We start from the raw sequence: 8,556 nt of genomic DNA on the forward strand, positions 1-8,556 counted from the left end.
GCGGTCAGGATGCGCGCGCCCGCTCCGCTTTGGCAAGGCTCGGGCGCACCGTGTACTCCCTCGGGTCGAACCGCCGCGTCTCCCGGGCGAACCGGGCCGCGCGGTACGGCCACAGGAAGGTGTTCGCGCCGCCCGCGTCCAGGTAGTAGCTGGAGCAGCCTCCGGTCGACCACACGCCTCGCGCGAGCGCCCTGCCGATCCGGGCGCGGTAGGCCGCGACGGCCGCGGGCGTCGCCTCCAGGACGGCGTCCGCCGGTGAGAGCGTGACGGCCTGCACGGCGTAGTGCACCTGACGCTCGATCATGTAGACGGCGCTGTTGTGCGAGAGCGCCGCATTGGGGCCGTGCAGCAGGAACAGGTTCGGGAAGCCGGGCACGGTCGCCCCGCGCAGCGCGTACATCCCATCGGCCCACACCTCGGCGAGCGTGCGGCCGCCCGCGCCGACGATGCGCTCCGCGATGTGCGGGCGGGTCGCGTCGAACCCGGTCGCGTACACGACGACGTCGAGCGGGATCCGCCTGCCGCTCGCCGTGACGGCCCCCTCCGGCTCCAGCCGTTCGATGCGGTCGGTGACCAGCTCGACGTTCGGGCTGCCGAGCGCCGGGTAGTAGTCGTCGGAGACCAGCACGCGCTTGCAGCCGATCCGGTAGTCCGGGGTCAGCGCAGAGCGCAGCCGCTCGTCCCGCACCTGCCTGCGCAGGTGCCGGCGCGCGTAGCCGGCGATCCCGGCCCCGAGCACCGGGGAGGCGAACCCGAACCAGCGCGCGTCGTCGAGCACGAACTCGGTGCCGCGGGACAGCCGCTGCAGCACCGGCAGCCGCCGGAACAGCGCGCGCCGGCGCGCGCTCGTCGGCCGGTCGTGCCGCGGGATGATCCACGGCGCGCTGCGCTGGAAGACGGTGAGCGTCCCCGCCGTGCGCGCCAGCTCGGGGACGACCTGGATCGCCGACGCCCCGGTGCCGATCACGCCGACGCGCGCGCCGTCGATGGGGACGGACGGGTCCCAGCGCGAGGAGTGCATGCTCACCCCCGCGAACGACTCCGCGCCGGCGATGCGCGGGATGCTCGGGTCCCCGAACGGGCCGTGCCCGCTCAGCAGCACGCGCGCGCTCAGCTCCCCCGTCGTGGTGCGCAGCCGCCACCGGTCCGCTCCCTCCTCCCAGACGGCCGCCAGCAGCTCCGTCCCGAACCGGATGTGCGGCAGGATGCCGTGCGACTCCGCCACCCCGCGCAGGTAGCCGAGGATCTCCTCCTGCCGCCCGTAGGCGTGCCGCCAGTCCGGGTTCGGCGCGAACGAGAACGAGTACAGGTCGCTGCGGATGTCGCACGCCGCGCCCGGGTAGCGGTTGTCCCGCCACGTGCCGCCCAGCTCGTCGGCCCTCTCCAGCACCACGACGTCGCCGCGGCCGGCCTCGAGGAGCCGCCACGCGGCGGCGATCCCGGCGAACCCGGCGCCGACGATCACGACGTCGTGCTCGGCCACCGCCGCGCCCGCCCCGCTCACGACCGGCTCCCGGAGGCGTACCACGCGGCGATCTGCGCGCGGGAGCGGAAGCCGAGCCGGGTGAGGATGTGCTCCAGGTGCGACTCCGCCGACTTCTCGGTGATCGTGAGCGCCAGCGCGATCTCGCGGTTGGTCAGCCCGTCGGCGACGAGCGCGGCGACCTCGAGCTGCCGGGGCGTCAGCGCGGGCGGCGCGGCGGGCGGCCCCGCGATGCCGAGGAAGCGCAGGATCGGCGTGCTGAGCGCGGTGACGTCGCCGAGGTACGGGATGTGCGAGCGTCCGGGGATCGCCTCGAACCGGGCGCCGGGGATCAGCCGGGCGAGCCGGCGCCCCTCCGCCACCGGCACTGCGCGATCCTCGGCACGGTGCAGGACGAGCGTCGGGCAGGTCACCGCGCGGGCGTCCGCGCTCGCGTCCACCCGGTAGGAGAGGGCGAGGATGTCCGCCGCGGTGGCGGCGCTCGCCGCGGCGCGCTGGTAGCGCGCGAACGAGGCACGGCCGGTCGCGTCGGCGTCGGCGGCGAAGATATCGGCGAGCACGTCGGAGCCGAGCCCCCAGTGCGCGCGCACCAGCGCGGGGATGCGCTCCCGCAGCTCCGGCGGCGCGAGCGCCGAACCATCCGCCCAGCCGCCGTAGAGCACCAGGGAGCGCACACGGTCCGGGTGCGCGGCCGCCCAGGCCAGGGCGACCGCCACCCCGAACGACACGGCGTACAGGTCGACCGGGCCGGCGCCCTCGGCCGCGATCACCGCGTCCAGGGTCGCGACGGCGAGCGGGATGCTCGGCGCGGCCGTCGCCGGTCGCGAGCGTCCGCAGCCCGGCAGGTCGTAGCGGATGACGCGGCGCCCGCGGCCGATCGCCTCGGCGACCGCGCGCTCGGGCCGGATCGCCCAGCCGAGCTCGACGTCGCTGATCCAGCCGGGGACGCACACCAGGAGCGGGCCGGCGCCGCTGACGGCGTAGGCGACCGGCTGGCCGTCCGCCTCCGTTGTGCCGATCCGCTGCTGCTCGATCCGGGTCATCGTGATGCTCATACCGTCAGGATGCGCGTCCCCGCCGGCCCGGGGCATCGGGGAGATCACCCAACCCGGCGCCGCTCACTCCCCGTCGTCGAGGAAGGGCTCGTGGTGGTAGCCCTCGTCGCTCAGGATGGCCACCGTCGACTCGCCGACCTCGACGAAGGCGCCCGGCAGGTCGTTCAGCGGCTCGGACACGACGACCTTCGCCTTGTCGCCGAACTGCGCCAGCTGCGCCGCCTCCGGGTACATCTCCCGCATCTCCGGGAGCGCGACCGAGTGGTACAGGCTGCGGCTGCGGCGCGCGGTCGAGTACCGGAACGCCCACAGCGTCGCACCGTCGGAGAGCGCGAGCGTGCCCTGCATCGGGAACTTCACCCCGTGCTTCTCGCCGACCTCCTCGACCATCCTGACCGTCTTCGCCATCGCCCCGATCGGGTCGTCCTTCAGCCCGAGCGTCAGCGCCAGGTGGAACAAGACCTCCGAGTCGGTCGTGCCGAGGATGTCCGGGTACAGCGACGGGTCCACAGCGAAGGTGAGGTCGCGCTTCATCTCGCGGAACCCGCCGAGGAAGCCGTTGTGCATGAACATCCAGTTCTCGTGCCGAAACGGGTGGCAGTTGGTGCGCTGGATCGGCGGCCCGCCGGCCGCGCGGACGTGCCCGAAGAACAGGGGGCTTGCGATCGACTCCGTCAGCTCGCGCAGGTTCTCGTCGTTCCAGGCCGGCTCGATGCTGTGGAACAGGGCGGGGATGCTGCCCGCCTTCGACCCCTCCGGGTACCAGCCGAAGCCGAAGCCGTCCCCGTTCACGGTCTCCGCCCCGAGCGGCGAATTCAGCGACTGGGCGACCAGCGAGTGCTGGGCGTCCAGCACCAGCAGCGCGGGCTTGATCGCCTCCCCCGAGTATGCGAGCCAACGACACATGACGACCACCCCTCCCACGGACCCCGGCGGTCCGGCTCGACCATAACGCCGCGACCGGTCCCGCGGGAATGACCATGTCAACCCCTTCCGCGGGATGCCGGCGGCGCGCTTGGATCCTCCTGTGACCCCGCGCACGAGAATCCAGCGTCTCGGACTGGAGCTGCACGAGATCGCCGACCGGCACTGGCGAGTCGACGACATCGGCGTGAGCACGTCGGGCGCGCCCGGCGTTCGCGGCTAAATCCGCGACCTCGACGGCATGTACGAGGTGACGCGCTTCGGACTGCCCGCGCGGCGCAGCTACTTCCGGAGCCTGGACGCGGCGGTGCGCGACCTCGCCCCGAGCGCGCGCTGAGGCCGCTCTCGCGGACGGCGCCCCGGGCTCACTGCCGCGGCGCGAGCCGCTCGGCCGCGGCGTGCGATACCGGAACCACGACGACGGGGCGGTCCTGCTCGTGCGCGAGCTTCGCGGCGACGGACCCGGCGAGGAACTCCTCCAGCGCGGGCGCGAAACCCTTCTGCCTGGTGCCGACGACGATCAGCCGCGCATCCACCTCGTCGGCGAGCCTGGCCAGTGCCTTGGCGGGGTCGCCGCCCAGCGGGCGCAGCGTCCACCCCGTCTGCTCACCGTCCAGCGCGCGGGCGATGCTCGCCGCCAGCTCCTCCTGCGCGGCCTGCTCGGCCGAGTCGTCGCCCGGCGCGGCGCCCGCGGCGAGGTCTGCGGCGGCCCCCGGATGCAGCGACGCCACCTCGCGCGCGCCCGGCCGGTCCCACTCGGTCAGGTAGCTGTCCTCGCCGACGTGGGCGCACAGCAGCGGCCGTCCGATCGCGGCGGCGAGCCGTGCCGCCTCCACGACGACCGCGCACGCCTGGCCGGGATGGACGCCCGCGATGACGGGACCCTCCCCGCCCGCGCTCATCCGGCCTGCTGCGCTGGGGAGCCCGCGATGTTCACGAGCCACTGGACGCCGTAGCGGTCGACGAGCATCCCGAAGCTGTCTCCCCACGGGGCCTTGGCCAGCGGCTCGATCACTCTGCCGCCGTCTGCGAGGCGCTCGTAGTAGCCGCTGAGCTCCGCCTCGTCGTCGCCGCTGAGCGAGATGGAGATCTGCGCGCCCTCCTTCAGCTCCATGCGCTGCGGGACGTCGGCGGCCATCAGCGTGAAGCCGGCGTCCGTCGTCAGCTGGGAGTGCATCACCAGCTCGGACTCCGCCGGATCCTCCGCCATGCCGAACTCGGCGAATGTGCTGCGCTGCAGCGTGCCCCCGAAGACCGACTGGTAGAAGTCCATCGCCTCGCGGGCCTGCGCCCGGAAGTTCAGGTACGGATTCAGGATGGATGGCATGGGCGGCCTCCTTCGTCATGCGGCCCGTACGCGGTCAGCGTAGCGAGCGGCCGCCGGGCGCACGAGACCCCGATCGTGGTCCCGCAAGGGTGCCGGCGTCCTCAGCGCAGGTACGCCGACACGAACAGCGCGCCCCTGATCTCCTCCAGCCGCTCCAGGATGCGCGCGACGAGCGCATCCGTCACGCCGCCCGCGCTCACGTCGTACGGCCCGAGCGGCAGCAGCTTCCCGCAGCGGACGCGCACCACCTCCCAGCCGACCGCGCGCAGCAGGCGGTCCTTCCTGCGGTCGGACGCCTCGCGGGGCCCGACGTGCTCGAGGCCGTGCCTGCCCACCGTGTCGTACTCGATCGCGACGCGCAGCTCGGGCAGCAGGATGTCGGGCCAGACCTCCAGGTGCGAGTAGAACGGCTTCGCGACCCGGACCGCGTTCGCCTCCAGGTCGACGGCGAGCCGCTCGCCGATGCGCCGCTTCAGCTCCGGCTCGGCGGCGGACGCGGGCTTCGGCGCCCACCGGCTGACGAACGCCTCGCCGACGGCGACGTCCGCCGCGCCGCCGCGGGCATGCCGGCAGACCGGGCAGCGCCTGCCACCCAGGATCGTCTCGATCTTCGCCTGGTAGGCCGGGTGGCCGTGCGCGCCCTGCCACCAGTAGCGGCCGGACGTGCCGTTCTCCGCCGATACGGCTGCGCGCGAGCCGGGGGCGGCGAGCGTGAGCAGCGCCTCCCTGCTCAGCTCGCTGCGGTCGAGGCGCCGGCACAGGTAGCAGCGGTCGTCGTCCGGGTCGTTCTCGATGCGGCGCGGGTCGCGCGCGTGGCCGCACGGGTGCATCCCCGCGTCCGGCTCCGGCCGGTGCACGCGGCGCGGCACCGCGCCCGCCGCGCAGTCCGGGCACCACGCCGACCGCCGCCGGGTGCCGCCGGGTCGCGACCGCTGCTCTTCCGGCGTCGCGACGAAGCGGTGCCCGGCGTCGCACTCCCAGAGCAGGTACACGTCCGCGGCGGGCGGGACCTGGCTGAGCGTGATCCCGTGATTGAGGTCGGGATGGTATTGCCGGATGAGCACCGGGTACCTGGCCCAGTCGTCGCGGTAGCGCCCGACGGTGTAGGGCACGGCGGTGCCCTTGGACCACTGCCGCCTGGCCCACCACTGCTCGACGCTCTCCGTCACCGCCACAGGCTAACCACGGCGGCCGACACCGCGCCTCAGAGCAGGTGTGGGAGCAGGGCGCGGCGCTCGGGAGGGTAGTCCGGGAACGTGTCGCGGTACCAGCGGTGGTTGGCGACGGCGCGCGGAGCGAGGTTCGCGATCGTGTACAGCGCGAACGCCGCACCCGCGAGCGACCAGGTCGCGACCGCCCAGCCGATCCACTCCACGATCTCGCCCAGGTAGTTCGGGCTGGACACGAACCGGAAGCCGCCGCCGATCGGGACCCGGTAACCGTCGCCCTGCCGCCGCAGCGCCCGCAGGATCCGGTCGGACCCCACGTTCAGCACGTAGCCGCCCGCGAACAGGACCACCCCGACCCAGAACCGCGGATCGGCGAGCCAGGAGAGCGCATAGTCGCCGTACTCGGAGATCCAGCGCGCGTTGATCCACGCGTTGAGCAGGTTGAACACGATGGCGAGCAGCATCACCAGCACCGGCATCCGCGAGCCGGACCGCATCAGGAACGGGTAGACGAACGCGCGCTGCACGTAGTGCGCCTGCCAGAGCAGCAGGAACAGGAGCGGAACCGTCTCGAACCGGTGCGCGCCCAGCAGGTAGAACGCGAGGAACGCGAGCGAGGCCGGCGCCTCCATGACCACCCAGCCGACCCGCGACGGCACCGTCGGCCCCCAGCCCGGCCGGCCGTGCCGCCCGCCGTACGGCGCGACCACGAAGCACAGCGCCACGAACGTCACCACCGCGAGCGCGAGCTCGGCGGCCACGAGCCACCAGTACAGTTCCCCCACCCCGCCAGCCTACTCAGGACGCGCCGCGCCACGGTGGGCCCTGCCGGGATCGAACCGACGACATCCACGGTGTAAACGTGGCGCTCTACCAGCTGAGCTAAAGGCCCTCTCCCCCAGAGTAACGGGTTGGAAAGGGAGGGTTTCCGGGGCGACACGCCTCATGACGGCGCGTTAGGGAGGCGATGGGCGCGCGCGCAGGCCAGAACTCCTCCCTGCGGGCCGACGCCCCGAGACGATCCGGCCGGTCAGACCCGGGCGGGCAGCAGCTCCAGGGCGGCGCGGTAGGCCTCGATCGAGCGGGCCTCGCCCGGGGCGGTGATGAAGGACGCGCGGATGATGCCCGCCTCGTCCACCAGGAACGTCGCCCGGTTGGCGAAGCCCTTCTCCGGCAGGAAGACGCCGTACTCCTTGGCGATGTCGCCGTGCGGCCAGAAGTCGGCGAGCAGGCTGAAGCCGTAGCCCTCCTGCTCGGCCCACGCGCGCAGCGTGTACTTGGAGTCGACGGAGACGCCGAGCAGCTCGACCCTGTGGTCCTCGAAGAGCGCGAGGTTGTCGCGCAGCGCGCACAGCTCACCGGTGCAGGTGCCCGAGAAGGCGAGCGGGAAGAACACGATCGCCACGGCCTTCTTCCCGCGGAAGTCGCTGAGGCGCACGGCCTGGCCGTACTGGTTCACCAGTTCGAAGTCGGGTGCCTGGGTGTCGTTCTCCAGAGCCATCGGTCCGATCCTTTCCGTACGGGGACGCGCTCCCGCGGACGCACGAGGAGCGAGCTTAGACCGGGTTCGGCGCTCTGGCAAGGCGCGCGGTCACGAGGTGGCTCCGGTTGCGGCTAGGCTGAGCGATGGTGCCCGCTTTTGTCGTGACCCGACAGCGGATGCGCGCCTTCCACGATCCATCCGACACAAGAAAGAGGTCGAGGGTGACTGTAAACGACCAGGACCCGTACTCGGTGAATAACATCGATTCGGACCCGGAGGAGACCGCCGAGTGGCGGGAATCCCTCGATGCACTGGTTGCGGCACACGGCCATGAGCGCGCTCGCGAGATCATGCTCAGCCTGCTCAAGCGCTCGAAGGAACTGCACCTCGGCGTGCCGATGGTGCCGACCACCGACTACATCAACACCATCTCCCCGGAGAACGAGCCGGAGTTCCCCGGCGACGAGGAGATCGAGCGCCGCTACCGCGCGTGGATCCGCTGGAACGCGGCCATCCTGGTGCACAGGGCCCAGCGCCCCGGCATCGCCGTGGGCGGCCACATCTCCACGTACGCGTCCAGCGCGGCGCTCTACGAGGTGGGCTTCAACCACTTCTTCCGCGGCCAGGACCACCCCGGCGGCGGCGACCAGATCTTCATCCAGGGCCACGCCTCCCCCGGCACCTACGCCCGCGCCTTCCTCGAGGGCCGTCTGAGCGCCGACCAGCTGGACGGCTTCCGCCAGGAGAAGTCGCACGCCGGCGGCGGGCTGTCCTCGTACCCGCACCCGCGGCTGATGCCGGAGTTCTGGCAGTTCCCGACCGTGTCGATGGGTCTCGGCCCGATCAACGCGATCTACCAGGCGCAGCTCAACAAGTACCTCACCAACCGCGGCATCAAGGACGCCTCCGACCAGCACGTCTGGGCGTTCCTCGGCGACGGCGAGATGGACGAGGTGGAGTCGCGCGGCCAGCTGCAGGTCGCGGCGAACGAGAAGCTCGACAACCTGACCTTCGTCATCAACGCGAACCTGCAGCGCCTCGACGGCCCGGTGCGCGGCAACGGCAAGATCATCCAGGAGCTGGAGAGCTACTTCCGCGGCGCCGGCTGGAACGTC

8 protein-coding genes, 1 tRNA gene and 1 pseudogene are annotated in these 8,556 nt (G+C 72.6%); 1 reads left to right on the forward strand and 9 read right to left on the reverse strand.

From position 1 onward, the window contains the following. Positions 1–4: 4 nt before the first annotated feature. The 9 genes from ACTHMF_RS01180 to ACTHMF_RS01220 form a co-directional block, all read right to left on the reverse strand. Positions 5–1,528 (reverse strand): flavin-containing monooxygenase, encoded by a 1,524-nt coding sequence (locus ACTHMF_RS01180; protein WP_440315957.1) that lies wholly within the window; start codon positions 1,526–1,528, stop codon positions 5–7. After that, on the reverse strand, positions 1,501–2,538 hold the full coding sequence (locus ACTHMF_RS01185) for an alpha/beta fold hydrolase (RefSeq protein WP_440315958.1): 1,038 nt from the start codon (positions 2,536–2,538) through the stop codon (positions 1,501–1,503). Before ACTHMF_RS01185 ends, ACTHMF_RS01180 begins: the two co-directional genes overlap by 28 nt. A 63-nt stretch (positions 2,539–2,601) precedes the next feature. Continuing rightward, on the reverse strand, positions 2,602–3,444 hold the full coding sequence (locus tag ACTHMF_RS01190; RefSeq protein WP_440315959.1) for a class II glutamine amidotransferase: 843 nt from the start codon (positions 3,442–3,444) through the stop codon (positions 2,602–2,604). Positions 3,445–3,827: 383 nt separating this feature from the next. Then, positions 3,828–4,364: a universal stress protein gene (locus tag ACTHMF_RS01195; RefSeq protein ID WP_440315960.1), complete on the reverse strand. Its 537-nt coding sequence runs from the start codon at positions 4,362–4,364 to the stop codon at positions 3,828–3,830. Continuing rightward, positions 4,361–4,789, reverse strand: a complete 429-nt coding sequence (locus tag ACTHMF_RS01200; RefSeq protein ID WP_314148142.1) for a VOC family protein — start codon at positions 4,787–4,789, stop codon at positions 4,361–4,363. Before ACTHMF_RS01200 ends, ACTHMF_RS01195 begins: the two co-directional genes overlap by 4 nt. 101 nt (positions 4,790–4,890) lie before the next feature. Further along, on the reverse strand, positions 4,891–5,958 hold the full coding sequence (locus tag ACTHMF_RS01205) for a zinc-ribbon domain-containing protein (RefSeq protein WP_440315961.1): 1,068 nt from the start codon (positions 5,956–5,958) through the stop codon (positions 4,891–4,893). Between the two features lie 35 nt (positions 5,959–5,993). Beyond that, positions 5,994–6,743, reverse strand: coding sequence for a 3-oxo-5-alpha-steroid 4-dehydrogenase (locus tag ACTHMF_RS01210; protein WP_440315962.1), 750 nt, complete (start codon positions 6,741–6,743; stop codon positions 5,994–5,996). A 34-nt stretch (positions 6,744–6,777) separates the two neighbouring features. After that, positions 6,778–6,850: transfer RNA gene (locus tag ACTHMF_RS01215), tRNA-Val, on the reverse strand. 138 nt (positions 6,851–6,988) lie between these two features. After that, on the reverse strand, positions 6,989–7,459 hold the full coding sequence (locus ACTHMF_RS01220) for a peroxiredoxin (protein ID WP_440315963.1): 471 nt from the start codon (positions 7,457–7,459) through the stop codon (positions 6,989–6,991). Between the two features lie 203 nt (positions 7,460–7,662). On the opposite strand from ACTHMF_RS01220, the pseudogene ACTHMF_RS01225 reads away from it, so the two are divergent. Next, positions 7,663–8,556: pseudogene (locus ACTHMF_RS01225) on the forward strand (pyruvate dehydrogenase (acetyl-transferring), homodimeric type); the annotation flags it as partial.

Origin of the sequence: Leifsonia sp., from assembly GCF_051955155.1 — a bacterium.
Taxonomy (GTDB): domain Bacteria; phylum Actinomycetota; class Actinomycetes; order Actinomycetales; family Microbacteriaceae; genus Leifsonia.